The organism is Vibrio sp. MEBiC08052 (assembly GCF_001506075.1).
In the GTDB taxonomy this organism is placed as follows: Bacteria; Pseudomonadota; Gammaproteobacteria; order Enterobacterales; family Vibrionaceae; genus Vibrio.
Genome location: NZ_KQ947475.1, coordinates 358,298 through 381,806, shown reverse-complemented (window position 1 = coordinate 381,806; position 23,509 = coordinate 358,298). Strand labels below are relative to the sequence as shown.

General features: G+C 46.3%; 26 protein-coding genes. 17 read left to right on the top strand and 9 right to left on the bottom strand.

Going from position 1 to position 23,509, the window contains the following annotated elements:
• Positions 1 to 20 precede the first annotated feature (20 nt).
• A complete protein-coding gene (rapA, locus tag VRK_RS01820) occupies positions 21 to 2,927 on the bottom strand; it encodes an RNA polymerase-associated protein RapA (protein ID WP_059119830.1) in 2,907 nt (968 codons plus the stop codon).
• 488 nt (positions 2,928 to 3,415) lie between these two features.
• Between rapA and VRK_RS01815 the strand changes: the two genes are divergently transcribed.
• From VRK_RS01815 to VRK_RS01795, 5 genes are all read left to right on the top strand, one after another.
• Complete coding sequence (locus VRK_RS01815; protein WP_059119829.1) at positions 3,416 to 4,792, top strand: PhoH family protein; 1,377 nt, start codon at positions 3,416 to 3,418, stop codon at positions 4,790 to 4,792.
• Positions 4,793 to 4,916: 124 nt separating this feature from the next.
• A complete protein-coding gene (locus tag VRK_RS01810; protein ID WP_059119828.1) occupies positions 4,917 to 5,921 on the top strand; it encodes an ornithine carbamoyltransferase in 1,005 nt (334 codons plus the stop codon).
• Positions 5,922 to 6,195: 274 nt separating this feature from the next.
• Positions 6,196 to 7,125, top strand: a complete 930-nt coding sequence (gene pyrB, locus VRK_RS01805; protein ID WP_059119827.1) for an aspartate carbamoyltransferase — start codon at positions 6,196 to 6,198, stop codon at positions 7,123 to 7,125.
• Between the two features lie 15 nt (positions 7,126 to 7,140).
• Positions 7,141 to 7,605: an aspartate carbamoyltransferase regulatory subunit gene (gene pyrI / locus VRK_RS01800; RefSeq protein WP_059119826.1), complete on the top strand. Its 465-nt coding sequence runs from the start codon at positions 7,141 to 7,143 to the stop codon at positions 7,603 to 7,605.
• Between the two features lie 85 nt (positions 7,606 to 7,690).
• Positions 7,691 to 8,077, top strand: coding sequence for a RidA family protein (locus VRK_RS01795; RefSeq protein WP_059119825.1), 387 nt, complete (start codon positions 7,691 to 7,693; stop codon positions 8,075 to 8,077).
• Between the two features lie 117 nt (positions 8,078 to 8,194).
• Here VRK_RS01795 and VRK_RS01790 read toward each other — a convergent pair whose 3' ends face one another.
• The 8 genes from VRK_RS01790 to mlaF form a co-directional block, all read right to left on the bottom strand.
• Positions 8,195 to 8,938: a 1-acylglycerol-3-phosphate O-acyltransferase gene (locus VRK_RS01790; RefSeq protein WP_059119824.1), complete on the bottom strand. Its 744-nt coding sequence runs from the start codon at positions 8,936 to 8,938 to the stop codon at positions 8,195 to 8,197.
• A 92-nt stretch (positions 8,939 to 9,030) separates the two neighbouring features.
• A complete protein-coding gene (murA, locus tag VRK_RS01785) occupies positions 9,031 to 10,296 on the bottom strand; it encodes a UDP-N-acetylglucosamine 1-carboxyvinyltransferase (protein WP_059119823.1) in 1,266 nt (421 codons plus the stop codon).
• Between the two features lie 9 nt (positions 10,297 to 10,305).
• Positions 10,306 to 10,560, bottom strand: coding sequence for a BolA family iron metabolism protein IbaG (gene ibaG / locus VRK_RS01780; RefSeq protein WP_059119822.1), 255 nt, complete (start codon positions 10,558 to 10,560; stop codon positions 10,306 to 10,308).
• A gap of 17 nt (positions 10,561 to 10,577) precedes the next feature.
• A complete protein-coding gene (locus VRK_RS01775) occupies positions 10,578 to 10,886 on the bottom strand; it encodes an STAS domain-containing protein (protein ID WP_059119821.1) in 309 nt (102 codons plus the stop codon).
• Complete coding sequence (gene mlaC, locus VRK_RS01770; protein ID WP_059119820.1) at positions 10,883 to 11,518, bottom strand: phospholipid-binding protein MlaC; 636 nt, start codon at positions 11,516 to 11,518, stop codon at positions 10,883 to 10,885. The genes VRK_RS01775 and mlaC overlap by 4 nt, the downstream gene beginning before the upstream one ends.
• 3 nt (positions 11,519 to 11,521) lie before the next feature.
• Positions 11,522 to 12,031: an outer membrane lipid asymmetry maintenance protein MlaD gene (gene mlaD / locus VRK_RS01765; RefSeq protein ID WP_059119819.1), complete on the bottom strand. Its 510-nt coding sequence runs from the start codon at positions 12,029 to 12,031 to the stop codon at positions 11,522 to 11,524.
• Positions 12,032 to 12,033: 2 nt separating this feature from the next.
• Positions 12,034 to 12,825, bottom strand: a complete 792-nt coding sequence (gene mlaE / locus VRK_RS01760) for a lipid asymmetry maintenance ABC transporter permease subunit MlaE (RefSeq protein ID WP_059119818.1) — start codon at positions 12,823 to 12,825, stop codon at positions 12,034 to 12,036.
• Positions 12,815 to 13,618, bottom strand: a complete 804-nt coding sequence (gene mlaF, locus VRK_RS01755) for a phospholipid ABC transporter ATP-binding protein MlaF (RefSeq protein WP_059119817.1) — start codon at positions 13,616 to 13,618, stop codon at positions 12,815 to 12,817. The genes mlaE and mlaF overlap by 11 nt, the downstream gene beginning before the upstream one ends.
• Before the next feature lie 532 nt (positions 13,619 to 14,150).
• Between mlaF and VRK_RS01750 the strand changes: the two genes are divergently transcribed.
• The 12 genes from VRK_RS01750 to mgtE all read left to right on the top strand — a co-directional run bounded on the left by VRK_RS01750 (position 14,151) and on the right by mgtE (position 23,415).
• Positions 14,151 to 15,116, top strand: coding sequence for a calcium/sodium antiporter (locus VRK_RS01750; protein ID WP_059119816.1), 966 nt, complete (start codon positions 14,151 to 14,153; stop codon positions 15,114 to 15,116).
• 21 nt (positions 15,117 to 15,137) lie between these two features.
• On the top strand, positions 15,138 to 16,109 hold the full coding sequence (gene kdsD, locus VRK_RS01745) for an arabinose-5-phosphate isomerase KdsD (protein WP_059119815.1): 972 nt from the start codon (positions 15,138 to 15,140) through the stop codon (positions 16,107 to 16,109).
• Entirely contained in the window at positions 16,109 to 16,666 is a 558-nt protein-coding gene (gene kdsC / locus VRK_RS01740; protein WP_059119814.1) for a 3-deoxy-manno-octulosonate-8-phosphatase KdsC, read from the top strand. Before kdsD ends, kdsC begins: the two co-directional genes overlap by 1 nt.
• Entirely contained in the window at positions 16,663 to 17,226 is a 564-nt protein-coding gene (lptC, locus tag VRK_RS01735; protein WP_059119813.1) for an LPS export ABC transporter periplasmic protein LptC, read from the top strand. Before kdsC ends, lptC begins: the two co-directional genes overlap by 4 nt.
• Positions 17,207 to 17,704 carry a lipopolysaccharide transport periplasmic protein LptA gene (gene lptA, locus VRK_RS01730; RefSeq protein ID WP_059119812.1) on the top strand — a complete coding sequence of 166 codons (498 nt, stop codon included), beginning with the start codon at positions 17,207 to 17,209 and terminating at the stop codon, positions 17,702 to 17,704. Before lptC ends, lptA begins: the two co-directional genes overlap by 20 nt.
• A 3-nt stretch (positions 17,705 to 17,707) precedes the next feature.
• The gene (gene lptB, locus VRK_RS01725) at positions 17,708 to 18,433 is read left to right on the top strand and encodes an LPS export ABC transporter ATP-binding protein (protein WP_059119811.1); all 726 of its coding nucleotides are present in this window, start codon (positions 17,708 to 17,710) and stop codon (positions 18,431 to 18,433) included.
• Positions 18,434 to 18,506: 73 nt separating this feature from the next.
• Positions 18,507 to 19,979 carry an RNA polymerase factor sigma-54 gene (locus tag VRK_RS01720; protein ID WP_059119810.1) on the top strand — a complete coding sequence of 491 codons (1,473 nt, stop codon included), beginning with the start codon at positions 18,507 to 18,509 and terminating at the stop codon, positions 19,977 to 19,979.
• A 24-nt stretch (positions 19,980 to 20,003) separates the two neighbouring features.
• Positions 20,004 to 20,291, top strand: a complete 288-nt coding sequence (hpf, locus tag VRK_RS01715) for a ribosome hibernation promoting factor (RefSeq protein WP_059119809.1) — start codon at positions 20,004 to 20,006, stop codon at positions 20,289 to 20,291.
• A 2-nt stretch (positions 20,292 to 20,293) separates the two neighbouring features.
• The gene (ptsN, locus tag VRK_RS01710; protein WP_059119808.1) at positions 20,294 to 20,743 is read left to right on the top strand and encodes a PTS IIA-like nitrogen regulatory protein PtsN; all 450 of its coding nucleotides are present in this window, start codon (positions 20,294 to 20,296) and stop codon (positions 20,741 to 20,743) included.
• 18 nt (positions 20,744 to 20,761) lie between these two features.
• Entirely contained in the window at positions 20,762 to 21,628 is an 867-nt protein-coding gene (gene rapZ / locus VRK_RS01705; protein WP_059119807.1) for an RNase adapter RapZ, read from the top strand.
• A gap of 37 nt (positions 21,629 to 21,665) precedes the next feature.
• Positions 21,666 to 21,944, top strand: a complete 279-nt coding sequence (locus tag VRK_RS01700; protein WP_059119806.1) for an HPr family phosphocarrier protein — start codon at positions 21,666 to 21,668, stop codon at positions 21,942 to 21,944.
• A gap of 112 nt (positions 21,945 to 22,056) precedes the next feature.
• On the top strand, positions 22,057 to 23,415 hold the full coding sequence (mgtE, locus tag VRK_RS01695; RefSeq protein WP_059119805.1) for a magnesium transporter: 1,359 nt from the start codon (positions 22,057 to 22,059) through the stop codon (positions 23,413 to 23,415).
• Positions 23,416 to 23,509: the final 94 nt, after the last annotated feature.

Here is a 23,509-nt window from a genome sequence, read left to right as displayed (position 1 = left end):
GTACTTGAAATAAACACAACTTACTGATGTGAAACGACAATCAAGCGCAGAGAATCCAACTGATACTGTGCTTGTTGAATCAGCACCGACAACGCTGAAATCTGATTTGCCAGAATCTCAATCTCTTCGTCACGAATATTGGGATTGACCGCTTTAAGCGCCTGTAAACGCTCGAGTTCGCGATTCAATACCGATTCCATCTCCTGCCGTGCTGCTTGTCGAATACTCTCCACCTTCGACGGTATTACATCTTCACTTTTCTGAATCAGTTGGTGAACCTCTTGCTGAACAGAAGTGACCAGCTTGTTGGCCAGATGGCGATTGACCGGACTAAGCTGACGATTGAATCCTTCGAATGCCACCTGTGATGACAAATCATTGCCCTGCGCATCCAGCATCAGACGGATTGGTGTTTTAGGCAAGAAGCGGCCGATGCCACTCCGTTTGGGTGCCTGGGCATCCACGATATAGACCAACTCGAGTAGAATCGTCCCGATCGGCAGTGCTTTATTTTTCAACAAAGAAACCGCAGAGGTTCCCACGCCCTCACTCAGGAGCAGGTCAATTCCGCCCTGAATCATCGGGTGCTCCCACGTCATGAAATGGATATCTTCCCGGGAGAGTGCCGTTTCTCGCTCAAATGTAATTGTCGCCCCTTCATAAGGTAATCCCGGATAACTCGGAACCATCATATGCTCAGAAGGTGTCACCACCAGTGTATGTTCACCGCGATCATCCTGATTCAATCCGATGGTATCAAACAGGTTCAGCGCAAAAGCGACCAGTTCAGTATCCCCGTCTGTTGCTGCAATTTCACGGACAATCTGTTCGGCTTTTTCACCACCATGAGAGTGCATCTCCAGCAAGCGATCACGCCCGTGTTCCAGCGCCGCTTTCAAGTCGTGATTCATCTTACGGGCATCGGTAATCAAATCTTCCAACTGATGCTCATCTGATGACAATAACAACGCCATCAAACGCTCAGCAAAGGATTCAAACACGGCATTTCCCGTCGGACAAGTCTCCGCAAAAGCATTCAAGCCTTCATGATACCAACGGGCAATCACTTCCTGTGACGAGCCCTGTAAATAAGGTGCGTGGATCTCAACATCCTGCTTTTGACCAATCCGATCCAGACGTCCGATACGTTGTTCCAACAGGTCAGGATTCATCGGTAGATCAAACATGACCAACTGGCTGGCAAACTGGAAATTTCGTCCTTCAGAACCGATTTCACTACAAACCAGCACCTGTGCCCCGCCTTCATCCTGAGCAAAATAAGCTGCGGCTTTATCGCGTTCAATGATCGACATACCTTCATGAAAAACCGTCGCCCGGATGCCTTCGCGTTCACGCAATGCCTGTTCAATCTGCAGTGCGGTCTCCGCCTTGGCGGCAATCACCAAAATTTTATCACTGCGCTTCGACTTCACTTTATCGAGCAGCCAGTTTATACGCGGATCAAACATCCACCACACCTGCGAGCTATGCGCCTGAGCATGATACGCACTCTCCGGATACATACCGCTTTCGATTTTCAGGCGGTGGTCTGCGTCAAGCGAAGAGATATATTGTTCGATAAAGTCCATATATTCCTGTGGCTGTGCCAGCGGAATCAGATTGACGCAACGCTGTGGAAATCCCTGAATAGACGCACGCGTATTACGAAACAGCACTCGTCCGGTCCCATGACGGTCCATCAGGTTACCGATTAATTCTTCTCTCGCACTGACTTTATCTTCATGGCTGGTATTGCCGTCAATAATCCGGAAAAGCGGCTCAACATCCTGCTCAGAAAGCAGTTCAACGATATGATTTTTCGATTCATTGGATAGCGCCCGGTCTTCAGCCAGTGCAGAAACCGCTTCAGCCACCGGTTCATAAGACGCTTCTTCTTGAATAAACGCCTCAAAGTCATAAAAGCGGTCCGGATCTAACAAGCGTAACCGGGCAAAATGGCTTTCCCGGCCGAGCTGCTCCGGAGTTGCGGTCAATAACAAAACACCGGAAATCTGTTGTGCCAGCGTCTCAACAATCTGGTATTCAGCACTGGGCTGATCAACCTCCCACGCCAGATGGTGCGCTTCATCGACAACCATCAAATCCCAGCTTGCTGCTTTCGCTTGCTCGAAACGCTGCGGATATTGGCGGAGGAAATCAAGAGAACAGAGTACATACTGCTGAGTCTCAAACGGATTTTCAGCCTCACTCTGTGACTCGATACAGCGTTCTTCATCAAAAATAGAAAAGTGCAGGTTAAAACGACGCATCATTTCAACCAGCCACTGATATTGGAGTGTTTCAGGGACAACGATCAGAATTCTTTCCGCTCGACCCGACAACACTTGTTGGTGGATGATCATCCCCGCTTCAATCGTTTTACCCAACCCGACTTCATCAGCCAGCAGGACGCGGGGGGCATGACGTTGCCCGACTTCATGAGCAATGTAAAGTTGGTGAGCAATCAAACCGACACGACCACCGTAAAGTCCGCGCATCGGGCTTTTATGCTGTTGATGCTGATTGAGTAATGCGCGGTAACGCAATACGAAGTTGTCCATCCGATCAATCTGACCGGCAAACAGCTTATCTTGAGGTTTATTAAATCGAATTTGGTGGCTTAAAAATATTTCTCGCAATTCAACCTGTGTTTCCTGCGAATCCTGACGCGTACCGATATAAGTGAGAACCCCGTCCTCTTCGCTCACTTGTTCAATCAGCAACGTCCATCCTTCTTGGCAATCGACGGTATCACCAGCATGAAAAATAACTCGGGTGACAGGTGCATCGTGGCGTGCATAAACACGATTCTCTTCTGATGCAGCAAACATTAATGTGACGGTTCTGTCATCTAATGCCACCACTGTTCCTAATCCTAAATCGCTTTCGGTATCACTTATCCAACGTTGCCCCAACGCAAAAGCCATGAATCAACCACCTCATTTTGATCAAAGTATCACTAAAATCTGCCTGTCACTAACCCGTATCATTATGACTGTGATTCCAGTTAGGTGCAGAAAATGGGGGCTAATCTTACTTGATGCTGTGATACAGGTCACGTGAAATCCACTGAGTTGAGCACTGACATAAAAATGTAAAAAAATGATGTCATTTGTAAACTAATTGATTGCTATACTTACATCGTTAGGTATACAGAAATCATGACTTTCAGAATTTGATGCTTGGGCTGCACAATGAAAGTACCTGAATCAGGTCGTGAAGTTGGCATAGGGCTCGCAACAAAAATAGTGTAGTAAGTAACAAATCGGTTTTCAGTAACTGTGTTTGTTGAACAGGTTTGTTAAAAGGTTTGCAGTACGTCGCAGAGACATACAAACCCAATCCGGTATGATTCTCGACCTCTGCTGACAAGCTACCTCTTCTCAGTCAGCCGCTTGACGGCAAGGAGACGCTTATGGGCGATACCGACCGGAAACTGTTTGTCCTGGATACCAATATCCTCCTCCATGAACCGCTAGCTATTTATTCCTTCCAAGAACATGATGTAGTCATTCCAATGACCGTCCTCGAAGAACTCGACCGAATCAAAGACAGTAAACGTGATGTTGCCCGGGATGCTCGCGTGGCAATCCGTGCGCTGGAAAGTCTGTTTCATGATGCAACCCCGGATGAAATATCAGAAGGCATACCTTTCGCCAAACATGGCGATGCACAAGGGACGATTTCGATTCTGGCTGATTTCGAACTGCAAGAAACCGTCAAGGCATTTGCTGACAAAGCGGGTGATAATCGCATCTTAAATGCGGTGCTTTATCTGCAAAACAAACGTGCACCTCGTCAAGTGGTTCTGATCACTAAAGATATTAATATGCGCCTACGCGCCAAAGGTGCAGGTGTTCTGTATGTTGAAGACTATCGTACAGACCAACTGATTGATGATGTTCAGTATTTAACCAAAGGATTCCAGCTTCGCCCCGGAAATTTCTGGAATTCGGTTCCTGAAGTGTCCAGCTATACCGTAGAGGGAAAGACATTCCACACCCTGAACCGTGCTCCTTTTGATCCCACCTTCCTCAATCAATATGTTCTGGATGAAGAGAGTGACTTTGCTGCACGCGTCGAAGCGATTGACGGTGATCAACTGACCCTCAAGGATATGAGCCGCGAGAGAATGATGCACCGGAAAGCTTGGGATATCACGCCAAAGAATATCTATCAAGCGATGGCGCTGGATGCCCTCTTGGATCCAGACATTGATCTTGTGATTTTGACCGGGGCGGCGGGCAGCGGAAAAACCTTGCTTGCACTGGCATCAGCGCTCGAACAAACCATTGAGAAAAAAATGTTCGACAAAATTATTGTCACTCGGAATACCCCTGACATTGGGGAATCTATCGGCTTCCTCCCCGGTTCAGAAGAGGAAAAAATGATGCCGTGGCTTGGTGCGGTGACCGATACACTGGAAGCATTACATAAACACGACCACTGTACTGAAGGATCACTAAAATATATCTGTGATAAAGCCAACATTCAGTTTAAGTCAATTAACTTCATGCGAGGGCGCTCAATCCAAAATGCCTTTGTGATATTAGATGAGTGTCAAAACCTCACCGCATCGCAGATCAAGACCATCATTACCCGCTGTGGAGAAGGAACCAAGATCGTCTGTTCAGGCAATCTGGCACAAATCGATTCCCACTATCTAACCCCGGTAACATCAGGACTGACCTACATGGTCGAACGCTTCAAAAACTTCCCGGGCAGTGCCAACATTCACCTCAACGGGGTTGTCAGAAGTCGTCTGGCTGAGTTCGCAGAAGAAAATATGTAGTAAAAAATCAAAAATGGCGGATTATTATGAATAATTCGCCATTTTTTTAAACTAATTATTCACAAAACAGGGGGGTCTATGGTTTACTAGTCATATTCGTGGTGATCTCTTGCAGGACTGAAGTATGGCTTTTAATTTACGCAACCGCAATTTTCTCAAACTTCTCGATTTTACGCCAACCGAGATCCAATTTTTGCTGGATCTGGCAACAGATTTGAAAAAAGCAAAGTATGCCGGTACCGAGCAGAAAAAACTGCTGGGCAAAAATATTGCGCTGATTTTTGAAAAATCATCCACCAGAACCCGTTGTTCGTTTGAAGTGGCCGCATATGATCAGGGTGCACAGATCTCTTATATTGGTCCATCCGGCTCTCAGATCGGTCATAAAGAGTCGATGAAAGATACCGCACGGGTTCTCGGTCGCATGTATGATGGTATTCAATACCGTGGTTATGGTCAGGCTATCGTTGAAGAGTTGGGAACTTATGCCGGCGTCCCCGTCTGGAATGGATTGACCGATGAATTCCACCCGACGCAAATTCTGGCCGACTTCCTCACCATGCAAGAACACAGCCGCGGCAAACATCTCTATGAAATCTCCTTTGCCTATCTGGGCGATGCCCGCAATAACATGGGCAATTCGCTGATGGTTGGTGCTGCTAAAATGGGGATGGACATTCGTCTCGTAGCACCTAAATCATTCTGGCCGGAAGAGTCGCTTGTCAAAACCTGTCAAGAAATCGCCAAGACCACAGGGGCAACCATTACATTGACCGAAGATGTTGCCGCCGGTGTCAAAGGGTGTGATTTTCTCTATACCGATGTCTGGGTATCGATGGGCGAAGCCCCCGAAGCTTGGGATGAACGCGTCGCATTGATGACCCCTTACCAGATCAATATGCAAACCATTCAGCTGACTGGCAATCCACATGTTAAATTTATGCATTGCCTCCCTGCATTTCACAATGATGAAACCGTGGTCGGTAAAGAAATCGCTGAGAAGTATGGCATGCAGGGACTGGAAGTAACGGAAGAAGTCTTTGAATCGGACTATTCGATTGTATTTGATGAGGCAGAAAATAGAATGCACACCATCAAAGCGGTGATGGTCGCAACGCTTGGCGCTTAACATTCTCGAATCGCTGAAGTTGAAATTTATTCTTCGCAGACACGATGTAATCGCTTGCACTCAATCAAGTTAAGCGTATAATGCCGAGCAATTTGTCTCAGAGGGAACATCATGAGCGTTCGGGGTCATTCCGCAACACAGTCTTGTCAACGCTGCATTAGGGTAAGCAAAGACACTTGCCTCCTCTTATGGTTCTCCTCTGTTACTGTTTTTGAAAGCCTCCCTGATCGGGGGGCTTTTTTATGGCTGTCAGAAAATACTAGGGAAGATGATCATGACGAATTCGCTATATAAAAAGCACATCATCTCAATCTCTGAACTCACACGCGATGAGTTAGAGTTGATTGTCAACACAGCAGGCCAGCTGAAAGCAACACCTCAGCCGGAATTGATCCGCAATAAGGTCATTGCCAGTTGCTTCTTTGAACCATCTACACGGACGCGCCTCTCTTTTGAAACCGCGATTCAACGGATTGGTGGTAACGTGATTGGATTTGATAACAGTGGCAATACATCACTGGCGAAGAAAGGTGAAACGCTGGCGGATTCCGTGCAGATTATCTCTTCCTATGTTGACGCCTTTGTTATGCGTCACCCTCAGGAAGGTGCCGCACGTCTGGCCTCCGAATTCTCTAACGGTGTGCCCGTCATCAACGCCGGTGACGGTGCCAATCAACATCCGACCCAAACCTTGCTCGATCTCTTTACCATCACCGAAACACAAGGACGTCTCGATGGAATCAACATCGCGTTCGTCGGTGATCTGAAATATGGTCGTACCGTTCATTCTCTGACTCAGGCGCTGGCGAAGTTTAACAACAATCGTTTCTTCTTTATCGCCCCGGATGCACTGGCAATGCCCGACTATATCTTAGAAGAGCTGGAAGAAGCGGGCCATGAGTATAGCTTGCATACCGATATCGAGAGTGTAATTCCGCAAGTGGATATTCTCTATATGACTCGGGTGCAGAAGGAACGCTTTGATGAATCGGAATATGCGCATATTCGCTCGGCTTATATTCTTTCTGCCGCCCAGCTTCAGGACGCAAAAGAGAATATGAAAGTCCTTCATCCCCTACCACGCGTCGATGAAATCACCACGGATGTCGATCAAACACCACACGCTTATTTCTTCCAACAGGCAGAAAATGGCGTCTACGCACGCGAAGCACTGCTTGCGCTTGTGCTGAATGAAACACTGTAAAGGGAGCAAATGATCATGCCAAAAGATTCACAATTACAGGTAGAAGCCATTAAAAACGGCACCGTTATCGACCATATCCCGGCACAAATCGGCATTAAGGTATTAAAACTTTTCGATATGCATCAATCCTCACAGAAAGTGACTATCGGGTTGAATCTGCCTTCATCAGCCTTAGGCATTAAGGATTTGCTGAAGATTGAAAATGTCTTCATCAACGAATCCCAAGCCAACAAACTGGCACTGTATGCACCACATGCGACGGTCAACCAAATTGAAAACTACAAGGTCGTGAAAAAACTCGCGCTGAAACTACCACAACGCGTAAATAATGTCTTTGCCTGCCCGAATACCAACTGCATCTCCCATGATGAACCCGTGGAAAGTAGTTTTAGCATTGTGGAGAAGAAACAGGATATTCGGTTGAAATGTAAGTATTGCGAAAAAGTTTTCTCCAGAGAAATCGTCACGGAGCGAACCTAAATTCCCCGGAGGATTGAAGCTTTACCTCCGCTCTGAATCAAGGCAAACTGACCTTTCTGAAGCAACATGTAATGGATAGAAAACAATGACAAAAGTAATTCATACAGAATCAGCGCCGGCAGCTATCGGGCCATACGTTCAAGGTGTTGATCTGGGTAATCTCATCATGACATCCGGACAAATCCCGGTTAACCCGGTCACAGGCGAAGTACCGGTCGAAATTGCAGCGCAAGCCCGTCAGTCTCTGGAAAACGTCAAAGCCATCATTGAGTCTGCCGGTTTAACGGTCGCCAATATTGTGAAGATGACTGTTTTTGTCAAAGATCTCGGTGACTTTGCGACCGTCAATGAAGTATATGGCAAGTTTTTCGATGAGCACAACGTCGCAAACTATCCGGCTCGCTCTTGCGTTGAAGTCGCACGCCTGCCCAAAGATGTTGGCATTGAAATTGAAGCCATCGCTGTCCGTTAAGCGGATTTGAAGTGTGTTTGGTTTAGCTTGATACACTGACTGATGCGCACGCCGCTAAAAAGAAAAAGGTTGATATTGCTATCAACCTTTTTCATAAGCGCGGTAAACCAGTTCGTATCAGTTAATCACTGATCCTCGCCCCTGATTTAAAACAGAAACCTCTTGATCCAACGATTCAAGCTTCTCTTTCATCACTTTATGACACTCTTTCGCCAAATGACGAACGTCTTCTTTGTGCAAGCCTTCCGTCGGAATCGGTGCCATCATCTCAACGATGACATGTCCGTTATTCCAACGGTTTAATTTCAGATGACTGGTTGAGCTACACACAATCGGAACAACCGGTACACCCGCGGCAATTGCGGCATGAAACGCCCCCACTTTAAAAGGCAATAGACCTCTTCCGCGAGAGCGCGTCCCTTCCGGAAACATCCACACCGAAACTTTGCTGTTTTTGACACTATCGACCACCTGATCAATCGTGCCTTTTGCTTTGGCTTTATTGGCACGATCAATCAAGATATTGCCCGTCAGCCAATAGAGCTGCCCGAACAAAGGCAGCCAGACCAGACTTTTCTTACCGACGGTGACCACTCTCGGTGTGACAGCCGCAGAAACGGTAAACATATCCCAATTACTCTGGTGGTTAGCAATATAAATACTTTGTGTCTGCTGAAGAGCATTCTCCGGCAAACGCAGCTCAAGTTTAATCCCAAACAAACGGGACATACGAGCAAACAATCGACCAAATGTATAAACATGCTTCGGATTGCGAGGGCTCAACAAACAGTAGCCACATCCGAAGATAAACATGAATAGCGCAAATATCACGACAACAAACACACGTAATAGTGCAATCATTCTGTTCTCCTAAATCAGGGCTGCCATCAACACCAGCCCCACAATAAAAAAGCCGAAACCCTTTTTCAGTTTCGACTCAATTCGACAATCAATTAACCGGCGTCACTGAACCTTTCAATCGTTGCGCCCAGTGCCGACAATTTATCTTCAATCCGTTCATAGCCGCGATCAATGTGATAAATCCGATCAACGATGGTTTCACCTTTGGCAATACATCCGGCAATGACCAGACTGGCCGAAGCACGTAAGTCTGTCGCCATCACCTGAGCACCACTCAATCCGTCAATATCACCACAAATAACGGTATTGCCTTCGATCTCGGCTTTCGCCCCCATCCGCATTAACTCAGGTACATGCATGAAACGATTTTCAAAAATCGTCTCCGTAATCACACCGCTGCCTTTAGCCATGATATTGAGCAGTGTAAACTGAGCTTGCATATCAGTCGGGAAGCCTGGGTGCGGCGCCGTCCGAATCGAGACCGCTTTCAGTGTTCGTCCAGTCATATCCAACGAAATCCAGTTGTCACCGCTCTCAATCATTGCACCGGCTTCTTCCAATTTCGCTAAGACTGACTCAAGCAGATGTGCATGCGTATTGCGGCAAACGACCTTGCCGCCAGAAACGGCAGCTGCAACCAAAAATGTACCGGTTTCAATCCGGTCAGCCACAACAGTATGTCGCCCGCCACCTAACCGTTCAACGCCTTCGATGGTGATCGTATCTGTGCCTGCTCCGGAAATTTTAGCCCCCAGAGTGTTCAAAAACATCGCAGTATCAACAATTTCCGGCTCGCGTGCGGCATTGTCTAAAACGGTCACACCTTCGGCCAGCGTTGCTGCACACATCACGGTGATCGTCGCACCGACACTCACTTTATCCATGACAATATGTGCGCCTTGCAAACGACCATCCACAGTTGCTTTTACATACCCGTCTTCCAGTACGATTTTGGCACCTAGTTGCTCCAGCCCCTGAATATGTAAATCCACAGGACGCGCACCAATCGCACAACCGCCCGGCAGAGAAACTTGTCCCTGACCAAAACGGGCAACCAGCGGGCCCAACGCCCAAATGGAGGCACGCATCGTTTTGACCAGATCATAAGGTGCACAATATTGATTGATACGGCTGGGATCAACATGCACTGAACCATTCCTTTCCACTTTTGCGCCTAACTGCTGCAATAAAGCCATGGTCGTATCAATGTCACGCAGATGAGGAACATTGGCCACATCAACCGGTTCCTGAGCCAGAATGGATGCAAACAGAATCGGAAGCGCTGCATTTTTGGCCCCGGAAATCACCACTTCTCCCTGTAAAGGTTGATTTGACCCGGTTACTCGAAATTTTTCCATGAATCAACCTTACAAAGACATCAGTTTTTTATCGCGTTCCCATTCTGCCGGGGTGTAGGCTTTGATGGAAACGGCATGAATATCATTACGCTGAATATATGCCATTAAAGGGGCGTAGATGAATTGCTGTTTCTTCACTCGGCTCATCCCATCGAAGCATTGATCAACTGCGATCACTTCAAAATGGCTGCCTTCCCCTTTAACATGGATTTCGTGAAGATGAAGTGCCTCATCTAAAATCTCTTGTACTTGTGCACTATCCACTATCTACCCCTAATTACTTATTCTGAAATATGGTTTGTTACGAGCGACTCAATGTTACTTAACTGGAATAACATGCTCAGTTGCTCTGGCACGAAACTGAGCATTATATGGCAGTTTCGTTTTTTTGCATGTTCTATTAAATGAATCAGCAATACCATGCCTGCGGAATCGACCCGCACCACATTTTCGAGTGAAAGCATGATTTGATCATGAGTCGGTTGCCACTGCTGCAGAAACTGCCATAGTCCGGGGACAGTTTCTCTATCCAGCGCACCACTCAACTCAATGTTGCCCTGTTCAAGGGGATGCCACTGAGGATGTGTCATGATTTTTTCTCAATTGTGATCGGTTGCTGAGAGAGTGTTTTCAACTCATTCGCCACAGCCAATATACCATCACTATTAATTTTGCCACTCCACTCCGAGCGTTTACTGGATAGCATACTGATACCTTCAGCGATCATATCGAAAGCCTGCCATTCGCCTGATTTCGATTTTCTCAGTTGAAACTCAAGTTTAATATCAGGGTTCGGTGTATCGATAATATTGACCATCACAGTTGTAATCCGGTCTGTTGTATCGATTTTTGGCTCCGGTCCAAATGTAATTTCTTGATCACTATATTGCGTTAAAACCTGCGCATAACTACTAATGAGATAGCCTTGAAATGCGTCGATAAATGCCAGGACATCATCCTTCTTGGCACCTTTCAGGTAAGGACCTAACAGCTTTAAAGCTGCATACTGATAATTGACATAAGGCATCAACTCATCTTTGACGATCACTTTCAGATAGTTCGGATCTTGATGAATCTTACTTTGCTCAGATTTCAAACGCTGAAACGTCTTTTCTGACACCTGCTTCATCATCTGATAAGGATTGTGCATATCAATGGTTTGTGCCTGACTGGTCATCGAACAGAATAAAACCACCAGTAACATCATATAGCGCATTAACATCCCTTACTCCTTCGTGTCTGCCTGACTTTTTTTATCACCACCGGAATTACCACTCCGATAGAGGAACTGCCCAATCAGATTTTCCAGCACTAATGCAGACTTAGTATCTTCAACCTTGTCACCATTGCCCAGCAACTCGGTTTCATCTCCCCAGACAAATCCGGGCACCAAACTAATATACTGTTCACCAATCAACCCGGATGTCAAAATCTGCAGACTGGACGTCGCGGGAAATTCTTTGTATCGACTGCTGATTGATAATTTAACCATCGGCTTTAATGATTCCGGATCCAGACTGATTTCAGAAACCCGACCGATAACCACACCGCCGACTTTGACGGGAGAACGGACTTTCAGACTACCGATATTGTCAAACTCCGCGGTCAGTTGATAACTATCATCCGATCCCAGACCTTTTACATCAGCAACTTGAAAAATCATCACCAAAATTGCGCAAATTCCGGCAATAACGAAAGTGCCCACCCAAAATTCTATTGTTCGTGTTTGTTGCATGTTTAGTTCCCAAACATCAGTGCAGTTAAAACAAAATCAAGACCTAACACAGCGAGAGACGAATAGACGACTGTTTTCGTTGTCGCTCGGCTGATACCTTCAGAGGTCGGCATCGCATCATACCCATTAAACAGGGCAATCCACACGATGGTAAAAGCAAACGCAAAGCACTTCACCATACTGTTACCAATATCATGACCTAACTCGACGGTTGCCTGAATCGTTGACCAGAAACTACCATCGTCAATCCCTTTCCAGTCCACACCAACCAATTGTCCTCCCCAAATGCCGACAGCCATAAAGATCATCGCCAATACCGGCATCGAAATCACACCGGCCCAAAACCGAGGTGCAATAACGCGCTTCAATGGATCTACGGCCATCATTTCAAGACTCGACAACTGCTCGGTGGCTTTCATCAAACCAATTTCAGCCGTCAGTGCCGAGCCTGCTCGTCCGGCAAATAATAATGCAGTCACAACCGGCCCCAATTCACGTAACAACGATAGAGAAACCAGTGTTCCCAGACTGCCTTCCGCCCCATAATCGACCAGAATGACATAGCCCTGCAAACTCACAACCATGCCGATAAACAACCCCGACACAATGATGATGGCCATGGATAGCACACCGACACTATAGATTTGCTTGACTAGCAGCGGAAAGTTTTTCACCGGGTGAGGACGAGTCAGTAAAGCACCAAGCAACATAAATGTCGCACGACCAAAAGCCTCACAGATATCAAATGTTCTTCGCCCGGTGCGAACGGCAAACTGAATAAAACTAGCCAACATGAAATAGGTCCTTCTCAAGTGACGGCGCAGGATAGCGGAAAGGCACGGGCCCATCCGCTTCACCTTGTAAAAACTGTCTGACCCGCGGATCATTGTTCTGGTGTAATGACTCTGGCGTCCCTTCAGCAATGATTTTTCCATCGGCGAGAAGATATACCCAATCCGCAATACTCATCACTTCCGGAACATCGTGAGAGACAACAATGGATGTGATCCCCAAAGCCTGATTCAGATGACGAATTAATTCAACCAATACGCCCATCGTCATTGGATCCTGTCCGACGAATGGCTCGTCAAACATTATCAACTCGGGATCCAGGGCGATGGCCCGGGCCAGTGCCGCACGGCGTGCCATCCCACCGGATAATTCACTCGGCATCAGATAAGCCGCGCCTCGTAAACCGACCGCTTCGAGTTTGAGCAATACCAGTGTCCGAATGAATGTTTCACTCAATTCGGTATGCTCCCGTAGCGGGAATGCCACATTATCGTATACGTTCAGATCGGTAAATAACGCACCGGACTGAAACAACATACTCATTTTCTTGCGCGCCTGATAAAGCTTATTTCTCCCCAAAGCAGGAATATTTGCCCCATCAAACCAGATTTCTCCGGATTCAGGCAGCAGTTGCCCACCAATCAGACGGAGCAAAGTCGTTTTCCCGATACCGGAAGGCCCCATAATCGCGGTGACCTTTCCCTGTGGGACATGGAGTGACACATCATCAAAAATCTTTCTGTCACCACGAGAAAACATCAGATTGTTAATCGTTACCAGATCAGACTCGGACATACACAGCCTATCGTTCCTTTCCTATGTTCAATTGTTCGTGACGTCATCTGCCATGAACAAAAAACGCAATCATAAGTATAATTTCAAAAATTTAAAGCACTGCATCATGATGATGCTGATCCTGTGATACCTTTCAAAACATCAACGCTGAGAATCACGCCAGACGGGCTCTATCATACCATCACTGATGCAAGAATCATTGAGTTACTTTCCTGCATCAAACCCCGACACATTGATCTTGTCGAAAAAATGTACTGTCCGAACCAGTTTGACATCCCTATTTTCCATTTTGATGGTAATATGCTCCTCCTTTGTCAGAACGCTTACAGGTGTCCGACAAATATAGATAGAGAATACCATCCGGTCACTGACATGGCTTGCTGAGCAACATTTTGAATTCACTCAGAAAGAAAAATAAATCTAAATCTGTAACCTTTTGATGAAGAAATGAAGAGGTTTCACTTTTCTTTTGCAAGCCAAAACGTCAAAATCGACGGTTAAATATTTTTATCTTTATCCACTAGGAATACACATGCTTACAGCTGTTGCTTTATTGATTGTCGGACTCATCTTACTGGTATGGAGTGCAGACCGGTTGGTTTTTGGCTCTGCAGCACTGGCACGCAATGTTGGGATTTCACCATTGGTGATCGGTATGACGATCATTGCAATGGGCTCATCAGCGCCAGAGATGATGGTCTCTGCAACGGCAGCGCTCGCCAATAAAACCGATACCGCTGTCGGTAACATTCTGGGCTCTAATATTGCCAATATCGCCTTAATTCTAGGTATCACGGCATTGATTAAACCATTATCTATTAACTCAGAACTGCTGCGCAGAGAACTTCCGTTTATGATTGGAGTCACATTATTATCCGGTGTGATTCTCTGGGATGGACACCTTGGTTTCTATGAAGGCGTCTTACTCTTTGTTGTGTTTGCCATATTCATTCTGGCAATGCTCAAAATCAGCCGCAGTGAAAGCAATCAAAAAGACCGACTGCTGGCTGAGCAGGAGTCAGAAGTGCCAGAAGGCGTCAATAGTAAAGTAGCGCTATTCTGGGTCATTGTCGGTCTGATTCTGCTGCCTCTGTCTTCTGAGCTTCTCGTGAATAATGCCGTCATCATTGCAAAATACTTTGGCATGAGTGATCTCGTCATCGGTCTGACGATTATTGCGATCGGGACCAGCCTGCCTGAACTCGCAGCATCACTGGCTGGGGTACTGAAAGGTGAAGATGATATGGCCGTGGGGAATATTATCGGTTCGAATGTGTTTAACATTCTGGCGGTGATGGGCATCCCCGGGATTTTGAACCCGTCAGTCATCAGCGAACATGCCATGGGACGAGACTTTTGGGTCATGTTGGGACTTTCTCTGCTTCTGGTCGTGATGGCGTTAGGAAAATCGCGAAGCATCAACAGAATCGAAGGGTTTATTCTGTTCGTTATATTTATTGTCTATCAGACTTATTTGTTCATGAATATGGGCGCTTAGCAAGAGAGAACGGAGTTGAGGATGCCACAACTAAACTATACTCAGTCAGCAAAACAGGTTTTACATACAGAAATCCGATGTTTACAACAAATAGAACAATATATTGACGAACATTTCTGCCAAGCCTGCGACATGATCCTGAGTAATAAGCTGGGTAAAGTCATTGTCATGGGCATGGGTAAATCCGGCCATATCGGTAAAAAAATGGCTGCGACTTTCGCCAGCACCGGAACACCGTCATTCTTTGTGCACCCGGGGGAAGCCGCACATGGCGATCTCGGCATGATCTCTGAAGGAGATATCGTGATTGCGATCTCCTATTCAGGCGAATCATCAGAAATCCTGCCGCTTTATTCAGTATTAAAGCGTCGCTCGATCCGTATCATCAGTATGACCGGCAATCCACAATCCAATATGGCCAAACTGGCCGACCTTCATTTACAAGTCTCCGTCCCGGAAGAAGCCTGCCCGTTAGGATTGGCACCAACCTCCAGCGCCACAGCAACACTGGTGATGGGCGATGCACTTGCGATTACGCTATTGCAGGCGCGCGGGTTTACTCAGGAAGACTTTGCTCTCTCCCATCCGGGGGGAGCCTTAGGCCGTAAGCTGTTACTCAAACTGAGTGATATCATGCATACTGACGAGCAACTGCCCGTCGTCAGCCCCGATGCCTTAATTCGCGATGCCTTAATGGAAATCAGTCAAAAAGGATTAGGGATGACCGCCGTGGTCGATCAACAGCAAAAGCTACTCGGTATTTTTACCGATGGCGATCTCAGACGAATTCTCGACAAACGTGTCGATATTCACAGTGCAAAAATTTGTGATGTGATGACGCAAAACCCAACCACAGCTTCGCCCCACATCCTTGCCGTGGAAGGGCTCAATTTAATGCAGGAAAAACGCATCAACGGTTTGATGCTGGTTGAAAACGATCACTTGGTCGGCGCCCTCAACATGCACGACCTTCTGAAAGCAGGAGTGATGTAGTGACAGAGATGGTTGAAACACTTTATGGTCCTGTGACGTCATCGATTTGGGAAATAGCAAGCCAAATTCAACTACTCATCTGTGATGTGGATGGTGTTTTCTCCGATGGCCGGATTTATTTAGGCAATCAGGGTGAAGAGTTGAAAACCTTCCATACCAGAGATGGGTACGGCATAAAGTCGCTGATGAACGCTGGTATTGAGGTTGCCGTCGTCACTGGCAGGCACTCAAAAATAGTTGAAAACCGCATGAAAGCGCTAGGAATTTCACTGATTTATCAGGGGCAAGATGATAAAGTGAGCGCATATGCTGACATTTGTCAAAAAACACAGATTTTACCGGAACATACCGCCTATATCGGTGATGATTTGATTGACTGGCCGGTCATGGCGCAAGTTGCGTTAAAAGTCTGCGTTACCGACGGTCATCCACTACTGGTCAAAAGAGCCAACTACGTCACGACAATTCCGGGTGGTCATGGTGCCGTACGGGAAGTCTGTGATTTAATCTTACAGTCCCGGGGTGAGCTGGAAATGCACAAAGGTTTGAGTATATGAGTCTGGCTCGTACAATCTATATACTCTTATTTTTCATTATCTGCTGGTCAATTTACTACCTGCTCGATAATGAAAGAAAAGCCAATGAACAAGTAGCTCCAAATACGGAGCTACCAATGTTTAGTGGAGAACATCTTTCAAATACTTCGTATGGTGCAGACGGTGTGAGAAGCTATACCATCACATCGACGCATCTGGATTACTATGCAAAAAGTGGTAACACCGTATTCGAGCATCCGATTTTACAGGTATACCGCGATGGGCGAGTCATGGAATGGAAAGTGACGGCTCAGCGGGGAATTATGACGAAGAATAAGGTATTAACGCTTTACGACAACGTGATTGGTAAAAACTTACTTGAGAATTCCAGTTTCGAGTCACTCAAAACAGCAAAATTCAGTATGCAGTTGGATAACCGTGATTTTTGGACAGACACACCCGTCTTACTGAAAGGTCCACAATTTGAAACACAAGGTCAGGCGATGAAAGGAAATTTTGCCGATCATAGCGCCTTACTTTATAACCATGTACAGGGTAGATATGAAAATCTCGCACCTTAGTTTGATCGCTTGCCTGTTTATCTCAAGCGGCGCTTTGGCATTATCAACAGATACCGAACAACCGGTTTACATCGATTCGGATAGTCAGCAACTTGATTTGAAAAGTAATCAGGTTACTTTTGTGGGCAACGTAACCCTCAAACAAGGAAGCATTAATATCCATGCTGACAAATTAATTGTGACTCGGAATCCTCAAAACGGACAGATCGAGGAAATCCAGGGTTTCGGTGATCTGGCCACGTTTTCTCAGTTAACCGATGAAGGGAAAACCCTCTATGGTGAAGCCAAGAAACTCAATTATCAAATGGCTGCGGACCAATTGACCATGACGGATAAAGCGATGCTATCGCAAGATGATAGTGTGATCCGCAGTACCAAAATCCGTTACAAAATTTCTGCACAAAAACTCATTGCAGACGGAAATTCAAACGAGCGTGTATCCACAGTCCTGCAGCCGCAGGCAACGAATAAAGAATAAACCATGGCCATACTAAAAGCAGAGCATTTAGCCAAAAGCTATAAAAAGAGAAAAGTCGTCTCTGATGTCAGCCTACAGGTAGAGTCCGGACAGATTGTCGGCCTGCTGGGTCCGAATGGTGCGGGTAAGACAACTTCGTTTTACATGATTGTCGGCCTCGTTGCCCGAGATGAAGGCTCGATCCAAATTGATGACAAAGACATCAGTGTTCTGCCAATGCACCAGCGCTCTCGCATGGGTATCGGTTATCTGCCACAAGAGGCATCTATTTTCCGTAAGCTCTCGGTTGAAGACAACATCATGGCGGTGTTGCAAACCCGGGAGAAACTTTCACGAGAAGAGCGTCAGGATAAACTCGAAGACTTACTGGAAGAATTCCATATCGGACACATTCGCTACAGCGCCGGGATGGCACTCTCCGGTGGTGAGCGACGCCGCGTAGAAATCGCCCGTGCGCTGGCTGCCAACCCACAATTCATTTTGTTGGATGAACCGTTTGCCGGGGTTGATCCCATTTCCGTCATTGATATTAAAAAAATTATTGAACACCTCCGGGATCGGGGACTCGGTGTTTTGATTACTGATCATAATGTCAGGGAAACCTTGGATGTTTGTGAAAAAGCCTATATCGTAAGCCAAGGAAACCTAATCGCAGAAGGAACACCGCAAGAAGTTCTCAATAACGAACAGGTCAAACAGGTTTATCTCGGTGAACAATTCCGTCTATGATTAAAGTAAGAACGGGGTTTAAGCCAGACAAACATCAGGATACGGCAACACAGAATAAGGCAATCGAAACTGAATGAAACCGTCACTACAACTCAAGTTAGGTCAACAGTTAGCCATGACACCTCAGTTGCAGCAAGCGATTCGATTGCTGCAACTTTCGACGTTAGATCTCCAGCAAGAGATTCAGGAAGCACTCGATTCCAACCCACTACTTGATGTTGAAGATGCACATGATGAAATCAATTCCCAAGAAGAAAAAGCAGAAGCGTTAAAAGAAGCAACAGCTGATGTGGCCGATACCGAACCGGAGCCACAAGATAGTTCAGAAATGATTGAAAAATCAGAAATCAGCAATGAACTTGAAATCGATACAACTTGGGATGATGTATACAGTGCCAATACAGGTAGTACCGGTATTTCACTTGATGAAGATACACCTGTCTATCAGGGTGAAACCACGCAGACACTACAAGATTACCTGCTGTGGCAATTAGATTTAACACCCTTCAGTGAAACGGATCGAGCCATTGCTCTGGCGATCATTGATGCCATAGACGACTATGGCTATATGACGCTCTCTCTTGAAGACATTCTGGAAAGTGTCAAAAGTGAAGAATATGACGATATCGAGCTGGATGAAATCGAGGCAGTCAGAAAACGCATTCAGCAATTTGATCCTTTAGGTGTCGCATCATTGAACCTACAGGACTGTCTGTTATTACAACTGGCAACATATCCCAGTGATACACCATGGCTCAACGAAGCCAAACGCCTGCTGATTGACCACATTGATCAATTGGGAAACCGGGATTACAAACTAATCCAAAAAGAAGCAAAGCTAAAAGAAGACGAATTACGCGCTGCTTTGCAACTCATTCAAGAACTCAACCCTCGCCCCGGGAATGATATTAATGCGGAACATGCTGAATATGTCATTCCGGATGTTTCAGTCTTCAAAGACCGGGGAAAATGGGTTGTCACCATCAATCCGGACAGTATGCCAAGATTAAAAATCAACCAGCAATACGCAGAACTGGGACGGGGAAATGGCGCAGACAGTAATTATATCCGAACGAATTTACAAGAAGCAAAATGGTTAATTAAAAGTTTAGAGAGTCGAAACGAGACGTTGCTCAAAGTTGCCAAGTGTATAGTTGAACATCAGCACGATTTCTTCGAGTATGGGGAAGAAGCAATGAAACCGATGGTTCTGAATGATGTCGCCCTTGCCGTTGACATGCATGAATCAACCATCTCACGGGTCACAACCCAAAAGTTTATGCATACCCCTCGGGGCATATTCGAGCTGAAGTACTTTTTCTCTAGCCACGTAAGTACAGACAATGGTGGAGAATGTTCATCAACCGCAATTCGTGCACTGATCAAAAAACTGGTTGCCGCGGAAAATCCGGCGAAGCCACTCAGTGACAGTAAAATTGCAACACTACTAGCTGATCAGGGGATTCAGGTCGCTAGACGTACCATAGCAAAGTACCGAGAGTCTTTGGGTATATCCCCATCGAGTCAGCGTAAACGCCTGCTATAAAGGCCCAACAGAGAAGGAAAGTCTATGCAAATCAATATTAATGGCCACCACATTGATCTGACCGATTCAATGCAAGACTATGTTCACTCAAAATTTGATAAACTTGAGCGGTTCTTTGACCATATCAACAGCATACAGGTCATTTTACGTGTTGAAAAACTTCAACAAATCGCTGAAGCGACGCTTCATGTCAATCAAGGAGAGATCCATGCGACCTCTGAAGATGAAAACATGTATGCAGCAATCGATACTCTGGTTGACAAGTTAGTCCGTCAGCTGAATAAGCATAAAGAAAAATTAAGTAGTCATTAATCATGCAACTCAATGAAGTTCTGTCTCTGGACTGCACGAAAAGTGCAGTCCAATGTTCGAGCAAAAAACGAGCGTTAGAAATCATCAGTGAAATCGCGGCCAATTATACGGGCCAGAATGCAACCGAACTGTTTGAAAATATGCTCTCCCGAGAAAAAGTTGGCAGTACCGGTATCGGTAACGGCATTGCCATCCCACATGCAAGAATGACATTCAGTGAAAATGCGGTTGCTGTTCTCATTCAATGTGAAGAGCCGATCGATTTTGATGCGATCGATAATCGCCCTGTCGATATCCTATTTGCCCTGTTTGTCCCGGAAGAGCAATGTCAAATCCATTTGAAAACCCTCGCTCAAATGGCTGAACGACTGAATGACAAACAAGTGTTAAAGCAACTTCGCAAAGCTGAAAACGATCAAGAACTTTATGATATCATGATCGACCAGTCTTGATTTTCTGAGTATGTCACGATGCGCTTAATTGTTGTTAGTGGTCAATCCGGTGCCGGCAAAAGTGTCGCCTTAAGAGTGCTGGAAGATCTGGGGTACTATTGTGTCGATAACCTCCCTATCGATTTATTGGATGCTTTCCTTCAATCGGTACAGGGCAGCAAACAGAATGTGGCGGTCAGTATTGATATCCGCAACTTACCCCATGACCCGTCACTGCTCGGCGAAACCTTCCGGTCACTGAAAGGGTCTGTCTCGCATGATGTCAATGTGCTCTTCCTTGATGCCACCGAAGATGCACTGCTCAAACGCTATAGTGAAACTCGCCGGATTCATCCCCTCTCCTTACACAATAATAATTTGACCTTGGCGCAAGCCATCGCTCAAGAAAAACGCATCCTCGCACCGTTGAAAAAACAGGCAGACATGCTGCTCGACAGTACCAATAAATCGATTCACGAACTCAGTGAAACGATTCGTATGCGGGTTGAAGGAAGAGAGCGTAAACGTCTGATTATCGTGTTTGAATCGTTCGGCTTTAAATATGGTTTACCCAGTGACGCTGATTTTGTTTTCGACGTTCGTTTTCTACCGAATCCTCACTGGCAACCTGAATTACGTGCATTTACCGGACTCGATGCACCGGTAAAATCGTTCTTGGAACAACATACAGAGGTGATTGATATGCGCCAGCATATTCAGTCATTCATTGATTACTGGCTCCCCTCTCTGGAGAAGAATAATCGTAGTTATCTGACCATTGCCATTGGCTGTACCGGCGGAAAACATCGTTCTGTCTATCTGACCCAACAAATTGGCGAATACTTCTCCCAACTTGGACATCAGGTACAAATTCGCCATACTTCACTTGAAAAACATCACACCTGAAACCAGCGCTTGAGACAAGCCAACAGAGGATCATGCGATGCCACAACTCAGTAAAACGGTTTTAATTCAGAATAAGCTAGGACTTCATGCCAGAGCGGCCGTTAAACTTGTGGAGTTGGCCCAATCATTCGATGCCATTCTGACCATTCGGAGTCAGGAAGGAAAAGAAGCCACCGCAGATGGCGTGATGGGACTCTTGATGCTTGAGTCAGCTCAGGGACAATATGTCACCATCTCTGCGGAAGGCAGTGAAGCGGAACCGGCATTAGACGCGGTTTGCTGTTTAATCGAAGATAAATTTGAAGAAGAAGACTAACTGATTATTTTCACGCAAAATAAATTTCATCCTGCAATAACTTCTTATTAAATCAGACATAGAATTAAGTTACTATGTCACTTACATAATAAATACGACACAGGGGGAAGTTATGGCAGAGCATATTGAGTTTGATCAGGCTCACCTTACCCTCCGGGAAGTCACAGAAGCCTTAGAAAATGGTCGTTTTGTCCATGTCCGTCGCCAACTTCAGGACATGGAACCAGAAGATATCGCTCACCTTCTGGAAGCCTCTCCTCGTAAAAGTCGTAATGTCCTCTGGCAACTGACCGATCCGGAAGACTACGGTGAAATCCTCGATGAACTCAGTGAAGACGTCAAAGACGCACTGGTGTCCCAAATGGCACCGGAACGACTGGCAGAAGCAACTGAAGGCATGGATACCGATGACCTTGCTTACGTGTTGCGAAGTCTGCCTGATGATCTCTCCCGGGAAATTCTATCCCAGATGGATAATGTTGACCGTCTTCGGGTCGAAATGGCACTCTCATATCCGGAGGATACTGCCGGCGGTCTGATGAACACCGACTTTGTCACGATCCGTGGCGACGTTGATGTTGATGTAGTCCTGCGTTATTTACGGATGAAAGGCGAATTACCACAGGCAACCGACGCACTTTATGTGATTGATGAAGAGAGTAAACTCATCGGTCATCTTTCTCTTGCCAGCTTATTAACCAGTCAACCGGATGTTCGTATCTGCGACATTATGGAAGATGCTGATGAAGCCATTCAGGTCGATGCCAAAGACTCTGACGTTGCCAGTCTGTTTGAACGGCGCAACTGGGTTTCAGCACCGGTCGTCAATGCTGAACAACATCTGTTAGGCCGGATCACCATTGATGACGTGGTCGATGTCATCCGTGAAGATGCCGAGCACTCGATGATGAGTTTAGCGGGGATGGACGATGAAGAAGACACGTTCGCACCGGTGATGAAATCGGCCCGGAAACGAAGTATCTGGTTGGGCGCGAATGTTCTCGCGGCACTGGCAGCGGCTTCGGTATCGAATATGTTTGAGACCACACTCGAACAGATGGCTTCGATCGCAGTGCTGATGACCATTGTTCCCTCAATGGGTGGTGTTGCCGGCAACCAAACCATTGCACTGGTGATTCGAGGATTGGCTTTGGGACACATCGGTGACAGTAACAAACGAGAACTGCTGCTCAAAGAAGCGGCGGTCGGTCTGCTCAACGGCTGCCTCTGGGCACTGCTGATTGGCGGTATTGTCGTGCTGTGGAAAGGCAACTGGTTACTTGGAGGCATTATTTCCGCAGCCATGTTAACCAATCTGACAGTCGCGGGTATCGCCGGGGTTACCATTCCGATCATACTGAAAAAGATGAAAATTGACCCTGCACTCGCCGGTGGGATGGCACTCACCACGGTTACCGACGTGATTGGTCTGTTTGTCTTTCTCGGACTGGCGACCATTTTTATCGCCTGAGGTGTTTTGTGATCTTGATAAATGTGATTCCACAAACCGCTTAAAATATTCCAGAGCGCTTAAGCAAGGGCATTTATGCCCTTGCATGTTTGTT